The sequence below is a fragment of the Mesorhizobium sp. M7A.F.Ca.US.007.01.2.1 genome, assembly GCF_003998165.1.
Lineage (GTDB): Bacteria > Pseudomonadota > Alphaproteobacteria > Rhizobiales > Rhizobiaceae > Mesorhizobium > Mesorhizobium ciceri.
The window spans coordinates 1-15,900 of the sequence record NZ_RZQP01000143.1; the positions used below are offsets into that span (position 1 = coordinate 1).

Here is a 15,900-nt window from a genome sequence, read left to right on the forward strand (position 1 = left end):
GGCGCCCTACCGAATGATGGAATCCGCCGTGAACCGGATCGGCAAGGATCTGAAGAGCCCGCCGATCGCCGAGGGCGGCAGCCGCGAGGTGCGTGCCGCCGCCAAGGCGATCAACGCCATGCAGGCGAGGTTGCGCGAATATGTCGAGGACCGCGAACATCTGGCGGCGGCACTGGCGCATGATCTGCGCACGCCGATGACCAGAATGCGCCTGCGCCTGGAGCTGTTGCGCAAATCGGCGGTCCGCGAGGCGCTGGCGCACGACCTCGCCGATGTCGAGAGCATCGCCAGCTCGGTGATCGACTTCGCCACCTTCGAAGTGACCGAGGAAAAGAACGAACGCATCGACTTCTGGTCGCTCGTGGAATCGATCGCCGACGGCTATGACGACGTCTCGTTCGACGACGAGACCCGTTCGCGCGGGCTGATCTGCATGGCGCGGCCGGTCGCGCTCAAGCGCTGCGTCACCAATCTGGTGCAGAACGCGGTCACCTACGGCAAGAAGGCGCATCTTTCGCTGCGCCGGTCGGAGGACATGATCCTGCTCACCATCCGCGATGAAGGGCCTGGCATACCGCAGGCGCAGATCGACGCTGTGTTCGGCTCGTTCGTGCGCCTCGAACAATCGCGCAACCGCCAGACCGGCGGTCTTGGTCTCGGCCTGACCATTGCCCGCAACATCGCGCGCGCCGCAGGTGGCGAGATCCGCCTGTCCAACAACCCGGGCGGCGGCCTGCTGACCCAACTGCGCCTGCCGCTGGCGGCATAAAAACAAGGCGCGCCCGGTCGCCGCGCCTCACCGCCGTTGGATTCCGGAGAAACTACCGCCGCAACACCGCGCTCAGCACGTCGCGAATGCCGATGGCGCCGACGAAGCGCGACTGGTCGTCAAACAGCGCTACCGGAGCGGTCTGCGAACGGTGCATGGCCAGCATGACGGTTTTCAGCGAGGTGCCCGGGTTGGCCCAGAACACTTGCGCGGCTTCCTCGGATTGGCCTTCGACGTCGGCGCACGACACCCAGACCGCCGGCTTGCCGTCGCGTTCGGCCGCCGCCACCAGCCCGTGGTCGTCGATCTTGAAGCGCGTCGTCTTGCGGCGGTCGAGCCAGACCCAGCCGTCCTTGCCGTGCTCCAGATCGCGACGGTCGCGCATCACGTTCCAGGCGGTCAGCACCGACAGCGGGTTCACATTGGCGATGAAGTCTCGGACATAGTCGTTGGCGGGCCGCAGTACGATGTCTTCGGGCGCGCCGGTTTGCACGATGCGCCCACCCTCCATGATGGTGATGTGGGAGCCGATCTTCAGCGCCTCCTCGAGGTCGTGGCTGACGAAGATGATGGTCTTCTTCAATTCAGCCTGCAGCTGCAGCAATTCGTCCTGCAGCTTGGTGCGGATGAGCGGGTCGAGCGCCGAGAACGGCTCATCCATCAACAGGATCGGCGCCTCGGTGGCGAAGGCCCGCGCCAGGCCGACGCGCTGCTGCATGCCGCCCGAAAGCTCATGCGCATATTTCTTCGACCACTGGTCGAGATTGACCAGCTTGAGCTGGCGTTGGACGCGCTCCTTGCGTTCGGCTTCCGGGACGCCGGCCAGTTCGAGGCCGAGACCGACATTCTCCTCCACCGTGCGCCAGGGCAAAAGGCCGAACTGCTGGAACACCATCGCCACCTGTTTCTGGCGCAGGCGCCGCAAGGTCGCCTCGTCGCAGGTGACGACATCGACGGTCTTGTCGCCATCCTTGACCAGCACCTGGCCGCGCGACACCACGTTGAGCCGGTTGACCGCCCGCAGCAATGTCGACTTGCCCGAACCGGAGAGGCCCATCAGAACGGAGATCTCGCCCTCGTTCACGGTCAGGCTGGCTCCGGCGCAGCCCAGTACATTGCCGGTCTTTTCGAGGATCTCGGCGCGGCTGGCGCCGGCGTCGATCATCTTCAGCGATCCGGCCTGGTCGGCGCCGAAGACGATATCGACGTTCCTGAAATCGACGGCGACGGTCATTTCTTGCCTCCAACGGCGATGCGGGTCATCCGGTCGAGCACGATGGCCAAAACGACGATGGCAAGCCCCGCCTCAAGCCCGAGGTCGATGCGGCGCGAGCCGAGCGCCCGGTTGATCTCGGTGCCGAGCCCGCCGGCGCCGATCAGTGCGGCAAACACCACCATCGACAGCGACAGCATGATCGATTGCGTCAGGCCGGCCATGATGGTGGGCAGCGCCGACGGCAGTTCCACCTTCCACAGCAGCTGGCTCTTGGTGGCGCCGAAAGCCTCGCCGGCCTCGACGATCGACTTCGGCACCGAGACGACGCCCAGATGCGTGAGCCGGACCGCGGTCGGGATGACGAAGATGATGGTGACGATGAGGCCGGGCGCGTTGCCGAGGCCGAACAGCGTCAGCACCGGGATCAGGTAGACGAAGGTCGGCAGCGTCTGCATCAGGTCGAGCACCGGCAGCATGACGCGGTAGACCTTCGGCTTGTGCGCTGCCCAGATGCCGAGCGGCACGCCGATGGCCATGGCCATGGCAGCGGCCGCGACGACCAGCACCAGCGTCTGCACCGTCTGCTTCCAAAGGTTCTGGTTGATGATGAAGATCAGGCCGAGAAAGACGCCGATGGCAAGCGGCCGCGAGCGTTGCAGCAGCCAGGCGACAACGGCGATGACCAGCGCCAGCAGCACCGGCGGCACCATCAAGAGGATGCCGACCAGCCCGTCGAGCAGGAAATTGAGGCCATTCGAAAAGGCCCTGAACACAGTGTCGAAATTGTCGGTGAGGAAACCGAAGAAGGCCTTTCCCCAGGCGCCGATCGGAATCTTGTGATCGACCATGAATTTCGAAATCGGATCCATATCGCCCCTCTCGTGCAGGAGACCGCCCTGCCCCTCGGCCTCGGCCGTCGTCATCTTGTCACAGGATATGAAAAAGGGCAGCCTTTTCTAAGATGGCTGCCCTTCCTGGTTCGGCTTTGCCGAATTCAGTCGACTCAGCTTCCGAGCGCGGTCTTGATGGCGGCGGCAGCGTCACCGCCGTCGAAGGTAGTCACGCCGGCTATCCACGGGGCAACGGCATCCGGGTGCTTCTTCAGCCAGTCGGTTGCAACCGTATTGGCGTCGCCGCCCTTGAGGATCGCGTCCATCATCTCGCCTTCCATGTCCAGGTTGAACTTCAGGTTGGCGATGAACTTGCCGGCGTTCGGGCATTCGGTGGTGTAGCCCTTGCGCACATTGGTGTAGACGGTGGCGGCGCCGAAGCCGCTGTCGCCCATGCCGTCGAGATAGGTGATCTTCATGGCGCCCATCACCGGATGCGGCGTCCAGCCGAGGAAGGCGATCCATTCATTGTTCTTCATCGACTGCTCGGCCTGCGTCAGCATGCCGGCTTCCGAGGATTCGACCAGCTCGAAGCCTTCGAGATTGTCCTTCGGGTTCTTGATCATGTCGAGGATGATGCGGTTGCCGTCATTGCCGGCCTCGATGCCATAGATCTTGCCGTTGAACTTGTCCTTGAACTTGCCGATATCGGTCAGCGATTTGACGCCGGCGTCGGCGACATAGGTCGGCACGACGATGCCGTAGCCGGCGCCGGTCAGATTGGTGCTGATCGTCTCGACCGAACCGTCGGCTGTATAGTCCTTGATGTCGTTGGTCATCGACGGCATCCAGTTGCCGAGGAACACGTCGAGATCCTTGTTCTTCAGCGACGCCATGGTCACCGGCACCGACAGCTGGATCGTTTGCGGCTCATAGCCGAGCGCGGTCAGCAGCACGGAGGCGACGCCGGTCGTCGCCTGGATGTCGGTCCAGCCGACATCGGAAAGGCGCACCGCCTTGCAGCTTGCCGGATCACCGGCGTAGGCAGCGCTGGTTGACAAAAAAGCCGCCAGGCCGAGGCCGGCGACGAAAGAGTTCATACGCGACATAGACAGTCTCCCATTGTGATTCTTTGGCGAAGCGTAGCTACGGTTTCTGTGCCCGCCTTGTTTCGTCAGCCAAACACCATTCTGGTGTGGTTTCAAGCATTAAGACAATCACGATCAACGGCGCGGGCTGGCCAATCAGCGACACATCAGGCGCTTTTGTCTGGCCAGCCGGCTTTTTCAGGGGAATGCCGCTCTGGCCCCTCCCCGTGTCAGGCCAAGTCGGCTTAAAAGAGCGGCATGGCCAAGCTTTACTTCCACTACGCGACGATGAACGCCGGCAAGACGACGATGCTCTTGCAGGCCTCTTACAATTACCGCGAGCGCGGCATGGGCACGATGCTGTTCGTCGCCGGCCACTACCGCAAGGGCGATACAGGCCTGATCTCGTCGCGCATAGGCCTGGAGACGGAAGCCGAGATGTTTCGCGACGGCGACGATCTGTTCGCCCGCGTCGCCGCTCATCACGCGCATACGTCGGTGCATTGCGTCTTCGTCGACGAGGCGCAGTTCCTCGAGGAAGAGCAGGTCTGGCAGCTCGCCCGCATCGCCGACCGGCTGAACATCCCGGTCATGTGCTACGGCCTGCGCACCGATTTCCAGGGCAAGCTGTTTTCCGGCTCGCGCGCGCTGCTGGCCATCGCCGACGATTTGCGCGAAGTGCGCACCATCTGCCGATGCGGCCGCAAGGCGACGATGGTCGTGCGCCTCGGCCCCGATGGCAAGGTGGCGCGCCAGGGCGAGCAGGTGGCGATCGGCAAGGATGTCTATGTCTCGCTCTGCCGCCGCCATTGGGAGGAAGAGATGGGCCGCGCCGCGCCAGACGACTTCATCGGCTTTATCAAGGGCTGACGGCCCCGGCGGCCTTGACCCCGGCCCGATGCAGCGTTTCTTAAGGCCTCGGTACTATAACGCAGCCAGCCAGAGCTCTCCGGGGTCAGCCATGCTTCGAGCCGCTTCGTTCGCCAGTATCCTTCACCTTGCCAGCTCGCTCGTAGCCCATGCCGGCGGCGATCCTGCCCTGGGCAAGAAGGTCTTCAACCGATGCATGGCCTGCCATGACGCAGCCACCGACCGCGACAAGGTCGGTCCGCATCTGTCGGGCGTCGTTGGCCGCACCGCCGGCAGCGCCGAGAGCTTTCTTGGCCACTATTCCGAGGCGATGAAGAGTGCTGGCGCCGCCGGCCTGGTCTGGGATGAAGCCAATCTCGCCGAGTATCTCAAGGCCCCAAAGCTGAAGGTGCCGAGCAACAAGATGGCCTTCGGCGGCCTGACCAATGACGACGACATCGCCAATGTCATCGCCTATCTGAAGGCCGATCCCAAGCCCTGATCCGCTGTTCGTCAGCTCTGTAAAACCGGCTTTCCCCTCGCATATCGCGGCCGCGATTGCTTCAGTGATTTGCCGAATACAAAGGCATCCGTGCGCCATCGGCTTGCCGCATGAAAGTTCAATGACAGCTGAACTACGGCTGGCAGGCAAGCTAATCACGCCAGGCCCCCGCCTTCACTGGTTTTCAAGACCCTGATGGATTCTTTTGTTTTCACGCCGCCCTTGTCTTCACGTCTTTCAATCCCCCGATGCCCCACATATATTCGCCGCTGTTCGCGACCAGCGACGTCATGCCGAAGCGGGAGGCCCCAATGGCGACATTGCAGAATTTCGACGCCGAAATTGCCAAGACCAAGCAGGTCGTGCAGGACATGCGCTCCAAGATCGAGCAGTCCGGCACCGTGCTTGATACGCTCGCCACATCGGACAAGAAGATCGGCGACGCCAATTTCGACCTCGAGAACGCCCGCATCGAGGATGTGCTGAAGCAGCAAAAGGTGATGGAAGGCAACATTGCCGACCTGATCATCGGCCTGGAGGACGCCACCAACGTCTTCGGCTCCGAGTTCGAGAGCATGAAGAACTACACCGGCTGGGAAAAATTCATCGGTATCTTCTCCAGCCAGAGCAAGCAGCGCATGCGCACCGACCGCGTCCGCAACATGTCGCTGGCGGGCAATCTGCAGGAATTGCTGGTCAAATCCGACACCATCGTCGGCATATTGAAGGCGCAGAAAGAGGTCCTCGACCAGCGCTACAAGACCTCGGAAACCAGCCTGTCGCAGGTGATCGAGCGCCGCAAGACCACCATGACCAACCTCGAAGCCGTGCAGAAGCGCATCGAGGAGCTCAACCCGATGCTGCTCGACATCGAAAACAAGATCGCCGCTTCGACCAGCCAGAAGGACCGCACGCAGCTCGAAGGCGAACGCTCCAAGCTGGCGACGGAATACAACGAAAAGCAGGCCAAGGAGCAGGAGCTGCTGGCCGAGAGCCAGACGCTCGAGCGCTACACCTCGATGTTCCAGACCTTCGTCGATTCGCTCAACAACCAGATCGCCGCGCAATCGACGCTGATCAACAAGCTGACCATCGATACCGAGCAGCGCATCGTGCTCTACAAGGCGCTGGAAGATTCGCTGAAGACCGCCGCCCAGCAGGACGTCGCCCACAAGATCAACACGCTGGGCAGCCAGGTCGACAACACCGCCGAGGAAACCATGGCCGGCATCGGTGCTGCTTCGCAAAAACACATCGGCGACCTACTCGAGATGCACGAGAAGAACATGGTCGCCACCGCCGACATCCAGCGCCGCAAGAAGCTGGCCGACGATGCCTTTGCCCGCCGCTTCGACGAGGTGCTGAAGAAGCACAATTCGGCAAACTACGTGCAGTCTTAGGGGTGATAGGACTGCCCGCGAGCGCACAGGCATGACCCCCGAAAACGAAGCGGCGGCACGATATTTCTCCGCCATCACGGCCGCGCTGAGCGGCCTTGAAGTGTTCATGCGCGACGATCGCTCGCCGCTTTACCGGCACGGCATCGTCGCCAAGATCGTCGCCGAATACATCGCCCGGCTCGACAAGTCGTTTTCCTGCTGGCGCAACCGGCTGGGCTTCATGGATACGTTCCGCATTTCGCGGGCCGAAAGCGGATTCCCGGTGTTCCAGAACCTGCTCGAACTGGAAAACGACCGCCGCCAGGCCGACGCGCGGCTTGCCAACATCCCGCTCGCCGGCGAATTGCGCGAGGAAATGGCCGACTTCATCCTGCGCCACAAGGAATTCCCCGAGGCGCTGCAGAAGTCGATGGCCGAGCGGCTCTATCTCGAGGACGTGAAGAGCGAGAACACGTTCGGTCCCTTCACGCTGGCGCAAACCGCCAAGGTCTCGGTCAATCCGAAGACGGGACGGCCCTATTATCTCGTCCATTGGGCGACGTTCGACGGCAGCGCCAACCTGCCTCTGGTCTACATGGTGACGGTGGAGGATTCTTCCGACGCGATGATCCGCCAGCTTGTCGACAGAAACGGCAAACTCAACGAGACGGTCGACATTCCGCTGCCGGTCGACGGCCTGCTCAATCCCGAGCTTGCCCATCGTTTCGACGATTTCACCGAGAAGAACTCCGCCTATACGCTGTCGCCGGCGACCATCGCGGTCAACCTCGACAAGGATTTCGAACCGTTGCACCCCAAGCAGCTGCGCCGCGTCGTGCTCGGCCCGTTCTATTCGGTGGGGATTACCGACAACAATTCGACGGTGACCGAGGTTCTGGCCAAGGTGCGCAAGCCGCAAAATGCCTGGCTTTTGACCTGGACGATCCAGGAGGTCTATTCCAAGAGCGAGAAGCCCGGCCGCAAGGGCCTGTTTTCGAGTGAGAAGACAACGCAGGAATTCTTCATCAACACTGATGATCTGGAAGCCGCGCGTCAGGGCGTGTCGAGCTATGAAAACCATGCGCTGATTCCGCACGAGGCCTATCAGGCACTCTACGCCGCCGGCGAAGCACAGAAGATTTTTGCCGGCTACAAGGTTCATATCCTGTCCAACGGACAGGTCATCTCAGACGTCTGACCGTCACACCACGGAGCACCCTTCATGGATACCGGCCTGACCACCATTCCGGAAGCCGCCATCGAGAAGCACCGCGCCACCGCGCAGAGCTTCATCACCCGCATCGTCGTGCTGGAGGACCCGTCACGGGAGTCCGGCACCGCGCTTGCCGGCACCAACCGCCGCTTCGTCTCGACCGTCTCGGTCGGCTCGGTGCGTCGCACGCGCGAGGTCGAGCTGGCCAAGACCGTCGGCGCCGTTCATCCCGACGACCAGCTGCTGACCATCCCGCAGCACACGCTCCTGTTTCGCGCCCGGCGCGGCACGGCGATCGCGCTGGCCATATCGGACGTCTTTGCCGAAGGCTCCGACCTCGAAAGCCTGCAGGCCAGGAATACCCGCGCGCCGCTCGAAGGCGACGAAGCGGCCACCTTCAAGAAGCTTCTGTCGGCCTCGGCTTACATCTCCGCCTTCAGCCTCGCCTCCTACCTGTTCCAGCTGATCGACAGCGACGGCGAGGCACCCAACGACATCCCCGAACCGGACTTCCTGTTCGACACGCCGCAGGATGCGGTGAAGTCGATCCTCGCTGGCCTCGACAAGGCGATCTCGGGATCGTCCGATGATGCCGATTTGATGACAAGGGCACGCGCCTTCGCCCGCGTCGCCATCGACGGGCTTCTGGCCCGCAAGGGCCGCTTCGACGGCATCGGCCCGTTCGAGAACGCCCATATCCGCATCGATGCCGACGATTTCACTCTCGATGGTTTCGACGTCGCGCCGGGCAAGCGCTCAAAACCGCTGGTGATGACCTTCAAGAAGCCGGAAGAGGTCGTCGGCAACCACATCGCCAAATACCAGTCGGTCAAGCTCGCCAAGATGCTGATGGCCTATGATTTCGAGCGCGAACTCAATCCGTTCGTCGAGCTTGGCGGCTTCCTGTTCACCTTCATCGGCGACGGCGCCCCCGGCACCGGCAAGACGACGCTGATCCAGATGATCGCCGGCCTCGTCAACGGCTATTGCCAGGTCGCCGGCTATCCCTTCGCCTACGAGAATTTCGGCGTCGACCAGATCTCGTCCTACCAGGGCAAGTCGGGCCAGAACTGCCGCCAGTTCATCAACAATGTCTTGAACCCGCGCGTCATCGGCTTCGGCACCATCGACGACATCGACCAGGTGGCGGCGCGCCGCTCCGACGACCGCGCCTCGGCCGGCCAGCAGGAAATAACAGGCGTCTTGATGGACGCCTTCGCCGGCGCCGCCACCGTGGTGCGCGGCAACTGCTCATTCGGCATGTTCTCCAACTACCCCGAAAATGTCGACGACGCGCTGCGCCAGCGCGCCGGCGCCCGCTGGCTGGTCGACGGGCCGCAGAGCCGCGACGACTACATCGATATTTTTGTCCTGCTGGCGGGGAAAAACCACAAGATCCCGCTCGGCGAACACGACCTCTACGCCGCGCAGGAAATCCAGCGCGCCGTGACCGAAGCCTATGAGGAGCACGAGAAGCCGCAGGAAGATGGGCTGATGAAGGTCTACGAGCGCTACATGAAGGAGAACGGCGCGCCGAAATCGATGGCCGATATCGGCACCTATCTGCACCTGATCAAGGATGCCGAGCCCCGCTTCACCGGTCGCGCCATCAAGAATGTCACCGACGCCATCAAGATGCGCGCCATGGACATCGAGCTTCCCGACGATTGGTTCGAGAAGCCGGAAGTCTTCATGCACAAGGGCTACGACGAGAAGAAAGCGATGATCGAGGAACTGCGCGGGCCGTTCTCGATGGACATGGTCATGCAGGAGATCAACCGCTACGCCGACTCGGAGTTCCGTTATTCCGACAAGTCCGACGACTCCGCCGTGGAAAAACTGCTGCGCGACGCCCGCCTGCGCGAACGGGCTGCGCGCGAGATGGAGGAGATGAAGAAGAAGGGGCTATGGAATGCGTGAGCTGCGCCGGCTTTCCCTTCACCCCTTGTGGGAGAAGGCAAGATGAGCCCCGCCAAAAAACCCGATCTCCTGCGCGACAATGAGCTGATCTATGGCCGGCTGCTGACGGTCGACGAGCCGCATCTGATCCAGCGCTACAACAAGGCGCTCGCCGCATTCGGCTTGAAGCCGACCAAGCTGAAGACCTTCCAGATCGATCGCACCGGCTTTTCGCCCGAAGTGGCCGAGGAATGCGACGACTACGACTATCTCGATCCCAACGAGGTCAACCGCCGTTTCATCATCCTGACGCCGTCGCAGATCGACCTGCCGGTGGTGCACACCGCCTTCTCCAACACCTCGCAGCTGATGTTCGAGTTCATGTCCAAGAACCAGCGCGCCATCGATGCGCTGACGATCAAGGATGTCATCTACGGCGAGATCGAGGATTCCGTTCCCAAGGTCAACGATATCGAGGACCTGCTGTCGATCAGCCAGGTCGAGTTCAAGGTGCTGTCGGCTGAGGATGTGCTGGGCAAGGCCGCCGAGCTCGGCAAGCTCGTCGACCGGTTGAAGCAGGAGCCCGACGCCTGGCGCGACAGCGCCATGCTGAACCGCATGGTCGAGCTCGCCAAGATCTGCGGCGACATCCGCGAGAACGCGCTGGTGCCCGACCAGGTGATCTTCCGCCACAACGCCTACTGGACCAGCCATTTCGGTGGCCTTTACGTCTTCGTCGACCCGGATGTGACGACAGTGATCAGCGATCCTGCGGCGCCAGGCTTCCGCCGTTCGCGGCCGTGGCAGGTCAGCTATCTCTCCATTAACGACGCCGACAAGGTGTTCAAGTTCCTCGCCACCACCGGCCGCATCGAGTTGCCGCGCGCCTCCTGGGTCGAGGCCTCGGGCTACCTCGAGCACCGCGCCGAGATGGTGGTGCGCGCGCTGATCCGCGATGCCGAGCCGAACCGCAACTTGACCAATGTCGACAAGGTCTGGCTGCAGACCTGGATCCAGAGCCATGCCGACCTGATCACCAGGGACGGCAATTTCCCTTTCCTCAACGCCGCCAAGCGCGAGATCGCCCAGCTCGGCCACCTGAAGATCGAGGATGTCTTCCCGCAGCAGCGCATCCTGGTGATCCGCGCCAAGCCTGACCATCCTGACGCCTGGCTGACCAACCGGCTGATCTCGGATTTCGTGCCGTCGGACTTCGTCTCGCGCTACATCTTCAACAAGGACGGCTTCTACAAGGACTATGGCGGCTTCAGCGACGCCTGGCGATCGCATGTTGTGGACGTTCTCAAAACCACATATTTGAAGGACAAGGTGGCGTTTCGCACGCGCCTCTACGGCCTGACTGACTAGAACGAAATGAACCGTTATTTCGTTCTAACTTCTTGTTTTGGCGCATAATGTTATCCAAAAAGTCTGCAACTTTTTGGCATCATGCTTGAGGGGGTGACACAGCCATGCTCGATCCGATCGTGAACTTCTTCACCCGCATTTTCCAGTGGATCGGCCGCGGTATCGGGCTTTTGATCGGCGTCATCCTGTGGCCGTTCCTGTGGGCCGGACGCTGGTACACGCAACGCGGCTGGATCCTCAAGGCGGCGGTCGGCCTTGCTCTGCTGGTGCTGATCGGCCTCTATGCCAATTTCTTCTACGCCACCCAGTGGTGGAACAATTTCAACCCGAACTATCCAGACACCTACACGTTCGAGAAGCGCAATGTCTCCGCTGGCGAACAGGTCTCCGCCGGCGCCGGCACCGACACGGCCAAGACCTGCGGCAACTCCGGCATTGCCCAGATCGCCGCCGACCTGACCGACTTCAACGTCAACCAGAATGCCTGGATCTCGTCGATGATCCTCTACAAGCTCGGCCTGTTCGGCATCGACTGGGACAACACGCCGTGGATGGACAACAAGGCCTCCTTCCAGCGCGGCATCAACCAGGCGGTGCGGCGCACGGCGACCGAACTCGCCGACAATCTCGGCCGCGTCCGCACCACCTCGCAGATCGACAGCGATCTGCAGAATGCCCGCGGCAACCTGCAGTTCGACGAGGAGACCTGGTATTTCGGCCTGAACCCGTTCGGTCCCAAGACACCGACGCCGAGCTACTATCGCGACGCCGTGCGCATGCTGCGTTCCTTCAACGCTCGCCTTGCCACCTGCCAGGCGACATTCGACGCCCGCGCCGACAATCTGAAACAGTATATCGACCGCATCTCGTCCGACATCGGCTCGACCTCGGCGATCCTCAAGGAACGCGCCGAGAACCACAACAATGGCTGGTTCGACTTCCGCGCCGACGACCGCTACTGGTTCGCCTATGGCCAGCTCTATGGCTATTACGGCCTGATGAAGGGCGCCCAGGCCGACTTCGAGGACGTCATCAAGGAAAAGCATCTGCAGAACCTCTGGGACACGATGGACTCGCAATTCGTTTCTGCGCTGAAGATCCAGCCTTTCATCATCGCCAATGGCCGCGAGGATGGCTGGCTGTTGCCGACGCATCTGACGACGATGGGCTTCTATGTGCTCAGGGTGCGCTCCAACATGGTCGAAATCAGCAACGTTCTGACGCAGTAGCGCTGTTCCATTAGGGACCAGGCGATGGCGAATTTGCGCCGTCGCCTCTGTCGCATTCCGTGCATTGTGCGGCTGTTTTGAGACGGCGGAACGACGCGTCCTCTGGCTTCTATACGGCGCGGCAACGGAGCCAGGAAGAACCGACGACAGGTCGGCCGGTCCGCAGAAGAATTTTCTCAAGAGGAAACATAGTTGCATACAAGTTGACGCCGCGGCAGCGACAGGGTTAGAACATGCCCGCGCCCGGTTCCAACCTGCTTGCCAGTAAGACCAAACCCGTCCCCTCCACCGTCCAATCCAGAGGAAAGCCGTCATGGCCGAAGTGAAGTCCGACATCGAGATCGCGCGCGGCGCCAGGAAAAAGCAGATCCAGGAGATCGGCCAGAAGATCGGCATCCCGACCGAACACCTGCTGCCCTACGGCCACGACAAGGCCAAGATATCAGCCGAATTCATCAAATCGGTGAAGGGCAACAAGGACGGCAAGCTGATCCTCGTAACCGCCATCAACCCGACGCCGGCCGGCGAAGGCAAGACCACGACCACGGTTGGTCTCGGCGACGGCCTGAACCGCATCGGCAAGAAGGCGATCGTCTGCATCCGCGAGGCTTCGCTCGGCCCGAACTTCGGCGTCAAGGGCGGTGCCGCCGGCGGCGGCTATGCGCAAGTCGTGCCGATGGAGGACATGAACCTCCACTTCACCGGCGACTTCCACGCCATCACCACCGCGCACAACCTGCTTTCGGCTCTGATCGACAACCACATCTACTGGGGCAATGAGCTCGGCATCGACACCCGCCGGGTCGTCTGGCGCCGCGTCATGGACATGAACGACCGCGCGCTGCGCGAGATCATCTGCTCGCTCGGCGGCGTCGCCAACGGCTTCCCGCGCGAGGGCGGTTTCGACATCACCGTCGCCTCGGAGGTGATGGCGATCCTCTGCCTGTCGACCGACCTGAAGGATCTGGAAAAGCGCCTCGGCGACATCATCGTCGCCTATCGCCGCGACAAGTCAGCCGTCTATGCCCGCGACCTCAAGGCCGACGGCGCCATGGCTGTGCTGCTGAAGGACGCCATGCAGCCGAACCTGGTGCAGACGCTGGAGAACAACCCGGCCTTCGTGCATGGCGGGCCGTTCGCCAACATCGCGCATGGCTGCAACTCGGTCGTCGCCACCACGACGGCGCTCAAGCTCGCCGACTATGTCGTCACCGAAGCCGGCTTCGGCGCCGATTTGGGTGCTGAAAAGTTCTTCGACATCAAGTGCCGCAAGGCGGGCCTGAAGCCGGCAGCGGCGGTCATCGTCGCCACCGTGCGCGCCATGAAGATGAATGGCGGCGTCAAGAAGGAAGACCTCGGCAAGGAAAACGTCGAAGCGGTGAAGAAGGGCTGCGCCAATCTTGGCCGCCACATCGAGAACATCAGGCAGTTCGGCGTGCCGGCGGTGGTTGCCATCAACCATTTCTATTCCGACACCGACGCCGAGATCCAGGCGATGAAGGACTATGTCGCCTCGATGGGCGAAGAAGCGATCCTGTGCAAGCACTGGGCACACGGCTCGGCCGGGATCGAAGATCTCGCCAACAAGGTGGTGGCACTGGCCGAATCCGGCGCCTCGCAGTTCGCGCCGCTCTATCCCGATGCCATGCCGCTGTTCGAGAAGATCAACACCATCGTCCAGCGCATCTATCGCGGCTCGGAAGCGATCGCCGACAAGTCGGTGCGCGACCAGCTCAAGGCGTGGGAAGACGCCGGCTACGGCCATTTGCCGGTGTGCATGGCCAAGACCCAGTATTCCTTCTCGACCGACCCGAACCTGCGCGGCGCGCCGACCGGCCACACCGTGCCGGTGCGCGAGGTCAGGCTTTCGGCCGGTGCCGGCTTCGTCGTCATCATCTGCGGCGAGGTCATGACCATGCCGGGCCTGCCGAGGGCGCCGTCCTCGGAAAAGATCTTCCTCAATGAGGCCGGCAATATCGAAGGCCTGTTCTAAAATCCTTCAATTCAAACAGAAAGGGCGCCGCAGCGATGCGGCGCCCTTTCTGTTTTTTCGGATAGCCCTAAGCAGCGCTGCGCGACAGCGCCCGCTGGTTGGAGCCGAAGATCGTGTCGCGCTCCGGCAGCGCGCCGGTCTGCAGGCACTCGACCCATTCGGCGGTCTTGAGCACGGCGGCGAAGCGCGACTGCAGGATGATCGTGACCACGCGATGGATCTCCTCGGCCGAGGCGTAGCCGGCGCTGTTGGCGTAAGGCACCGAGCCGGTCGCATCCGACAGGAACTCGACGGCAAAGCCCATATGCACGGCGTGGATAATGGTCGACAGGTCACAATTATGCGTCATGTAGCCGACCACCGTGATCGTATCGATGGCATTGGCGCGCAGCCAGTCTTCCAGATCAGTGCCGGTGAAGGCGGAGGGCAGGTTCTTTTCGACATAATGGTCGCGCTCGCGCCTGGCGATTTCGGGATGCAGTTCGCCGCCGTGACTGCCCTTGGCGAAGATCGGCGAGGTCTCGGGCGCCATCTGCTTGACGACCACCACCTTGATGCCGGCAGCAGTCGCTGCATCCATGGCGCGTGCCACATTGACGACGCTGTCGCGGAATGGCGGATGCTGGATGGCGAGATTGCCGCCGTCATAATCGTTCTGCACATCGACGACGATCAGCGCCCGGCGCGGCGTGGTGTTGGCTGGGTCAGACATGGTGTTTCCTTTCCGGCTTGAATTCGATGGATGGAAGATAGGCGGGCTGCCAGACAGCCGAAAGTGGCCCGATTGACATCATTCGAAAGAATTGGGACAATCCGCATTCAACCGCTGGAAGCACTCATGACCGACCCGATCATTGCCGTCCTCGCCTTTGACGGCATCAGCCCGTTCCATCTTTCCGTACCGTGCCTGGTCTTCGGCGAGGACAGGACGGCGCTTGGCCTGCCGCGCTTCGACTTCCGCATCTGCGCGGTCAAGGCCGGCCCGATACATACCGAAGCCGGGCTGACAATTGCCGCGCCGCATGGGCTCGAAGGGCTCGACGGCGCCGATATCGTCATCATCCCGAGCTGGCATCATCTGAGCGAACCGGTATCGCCGCTGCTGATGGAAGCGCTGCGCCATGCGCACCAACGCGGCGCCTTGATTGTCGGCCTGTGCCTCGGCACCTTCGCCATTGCAGCGGCCGGGCTGCTTTCGGGCCGACGTGCCGCGACGCACTGGGCCTATTGCGAACAATTGCAAACACTCCATCCCGACATCGCTGTCGATGCAGCGGTGCTCTACGTCGACAATGGCGATGTCGTGACCTCGGCCGGCGTCGCCGCCGGCCTCGACTGCTGTCTCCACATCGTGCGCGCCCGCTATGGCGCGGAAGCAGCACTGCGGCTTGCTCGCCAGATCGTGCTTTCCCCGCATCGCCAGGGCGGCCAGGCGCAATTCATCGAGCATCCGGTGGCAAGAAGCGCGGACGCCGACCGCTTCACCCAGGCCCTCGACGCGGTTCGCGCGACGCTTGGCGAAGCGCATAGCCTGGACCGCGTCGCCGAGGCCGCCGGCCTGACCC

General features: G+C 62.3%; 14 protein-coding genes. 10 read left to right on the forward strand and 4 right to left on the reverse strand.

Going from position 1 to position 15,900, the window contains the following annotated elements; all coding sequences use genetic code 11:
- Window positions 1-769 (forward strand): ATP-binding protein (locus EN949_RS22795; protein WP_245472483.1); only part of this gene is annotated, 769 nt, incomplete at its 5' end.
- Between the two features lie 52 nt (window positions 770-821).
- Here EN949_RS22795 and choV read toward each other — a convergent pair.
- From choV to EN949_RS22810, 3 genes are all read right to left on the reverse strand, one after another.
- On the reverse strand, window positions 822-2,003 hold the full coding sequence (gene choV, locus EN949_RS22800; protein WP_024504539.1) for a choline ABC transporter ATP-binding protein: 1,182 nt from the start codon (window positions 2,001-2,003) through the stop codon (window positions 822-824).
- On the reverse strand, window positions 2,000-2,854 hold the full coding sequence (choW, locus tag EN949_RS22805) for a choline ABC transporter permease subunit (RefSeq protein WP_024504538.1): 855 nt from the start codon (window positions 2,852-2,854) through the stop codon (window positions 2,000-2,002). Before choW ends, choV begins: the two co-directional genes overlap by 4 nt.
- A gap of 134 nt (window positions 2,855-2,988) precedes the next feature.
- A complete protein-coding gene (locus EN949_RS22810) occupies window positions 2,989-3,924 on the reverse strand; it encodes a choline ABC transporter substrate-binding protein (RefSeq protein WP_013529956.1) in 936 nt (311 codons plus the stop codon).
- 237 nt (window positions 3,925-4,161) lie between these two features.
- On the opposite strand from EN949_RS22810, the gene EN949_RS22815 reads away from it, so the two are divergent.
- From EN949_RS22815 to EN949_RS22850, 8 genes are all read left to right on the forward strand, one after another.
- Complete coding sequence (locus EN949_RS22815) at window positions 4,162-4,773, forward strand: thymidine kinase (protein WP_013529955.1); 612 nt, start codon at window positions 4,162-4,164, stop codon at window positions 4,771-4,773.
- A gap of 91 nt (window positions 4,774-4,864) precedes the next feature.
- Window positions 4,865-5,254 carry a cytochrome c family protein gene (locus EN949_RS22820; protein ID WP_127366411.1) on the forward strand — a complete coding sequence of 130 codons (390 nt, stop codon included), beginning with the start codon at window positions 4,865-4,867 and terminating at the stop codon, window positions 5,252-5,254.
- Window positions 5,255-5,565: 311 nt separating this feature from the next.
- Window positions 5,566-6,654, forward strand: a complete 1,089-nt coding sequence (locus tag EN949_RS22825; protein ID WP_127366410.1) for a hypothetical protein — start codon at window positions 5,566-5,568, stop codon at window positions 6,652-6,654.
- Between the two features lie 31 nt (window positions 6,655-6,685).
- Entirely contained in the window at window positions 6,686-7,831 is a 1,146-nt protein-coding gene (locus EN949_RS22830) for a hypothetical protein (RefSeq protein ID WP_027162175.1), read from the forward strand.
- 24 nt (window positions 7,832-7,855) lie between these two features.
- Entirely contained in the window at window positions 7,856-9,766 is a 1,911-nt protein-coding gene (locus EN949_RS22835) for an ATP-binding protein (protein ID WP_127366409.1), read from the forward strand.
- Between the two features lie 42 nt (window positions 9,767-9,808).
- Window positions 9,809-11,113 carry a DUF6638 family protein gene (locus EN949_RS22840; RefSeq protein WP_127366408.1) on the forward strand — a complete coding sequence of 435 codons (1,305 nt, stop codon included), beginning with the start codon at window positions 9,809-9,811 and terminating at the stop codon, window positions 11,111-11,113.
- 104 nt (window positions 11,114-11,217) lie between these two features.
- Window positions 11,218-12,342, forward strand: coding sequence for a DUF2333 family protein (locus tag EN949_RS22845; RefSeq protein WP_013529949.1), 1,125 nt, complete (start codon window positions 11,218-11,220; stop codon window positions 12,340-12,342).
- Window positions 12,343-12,655: 313 nt separating this feature from the next.
- Window positions 12,656-14,335: a formate--tetrahydrofolate ligase gene (locus tag EN949_RS22850; protein ID WP_013529948.1), complete on the forward strand. Its 1,680-nt coding sequence runs from the start codon at window positions 12,656-12,658 to the stop codon at window positions 14,333-14,335.
- Window positions 14,336-14,402: 67 nt separating this feature from the next.
- Here EN949_RS22850 and EN949_RS22855 read toward each other — a convergent pair whose 3' ends face one another.
- Entirely contained in the window at window positions 14,403-15,047 is a 645-nt protein-coding gene (locus EN949_RS22855) for a cysteine hydrolase family protein (RefSeq protein WP_127367390.1), read from the reverse strand.
- A gap of 126 nt (window positions 15,048-15,173) precedes the next feature.
- Between EN949_RS22855 and EN949_RS22860 the strand changes: the two genes are divergently transcribed.
- On the forward strand, window positions 15,174-15,900 hold a 727-nt coding region (locus EN949_RS22860), incomplete at its 3' end, for a DJ-1/PfpI family protein (protein WP_127371786.1).

What these genes read in the sequence shown, in the direction of transcription:
- choV (WP_024504539.1), bottom strand. Translation starts at nt 2,003, where the DNA reads ATGACCGTCGCCGTCGATTTCAGGAACGTCGATATCGTCTTCGGCGCC.
- choW (WP_024504538.1), bottom strand. Translation starts at nt 2,854, where the DNA reads ATGGATCCGATTTCGAAATTCATGGTCGATCACAAGATTCCGATCGGC.
- EN949_RS22810 (WP_013529956.1), bottom strand. Translation starts at nt 3,924, where the DNA reads ATGTCGCGTATGAACTCTTTCGTCGCCGGCCTCGGCCTGGCGGCTTTT.
- EN949_RS22815 (WP_013529955.1), top strand. Translation starts at nt 4,162, where the DNA reads ATGGCCAAGCTTTACTTCCACTACGCGACGATGAACGCCGGCAAGACG.
- EN949_RS22820 (WP_127366411.1), top strand. Translation starts at nt 4,865, where the DNA reads ATGCTTCGAGCCGCTTCGTTCGCCAGTATCCTTCACCTTGCCAGCTCG.
- EN949_RS22825 (WP_127366410.1), top strand. Translation starts at nt 5,566, where the DNA reads ATGGCGACATTGCAGAATTTCGACGCCGAAATTGCCAAGACCAAGCAG.
- EN949_RS22830 (WP_027162175.1), top strand. Translation starts at nt 6,686, where the DNA reads ATGACCCCCGAAAACGAAGCGGCGGCACGATATTTCTCCGCCATCACG.
- EN949_RS22835 (WP_127366409.1), top strand. Translation starts at nt 7,856, where the DNA reads ATGGATACCGGCCTGACCACCATTCCGGAAGCCGCCATCGAGAAGCAC.
- EN949_RS22840 (WP_127366408.1), top strand. Translation starts at nt 9,809, where the DNA reads ATGAGCCCCGCCAAAAAACCCGATCTCCTGCGCGACAATGAGCTGATC.
- EN949_RS22845 (WP_013529949.1), top strand. Translation starts at nt 11,218, where the DNA reads ATGCTCGATCCGATCGTGAACTTCTTCACCCGCATTTTCCAGTGGATC.
- EN949_RS22850 (WP_013529948.1), top strand. Translation starts at nt 12,656, where the DNA reads ATGGCCGAAGTGAAGTCCGACATCGAGATCGCGCGCGGCGCCAGGAAA.
- EN949_RS22855 (WP_127367390.1), bottom strand. Translation starts at nt 15,047, where the DNA reads ATGTCTGACCCAGCCAACACCACGCCGCGCCGGGCGCTGATCGTCGTC.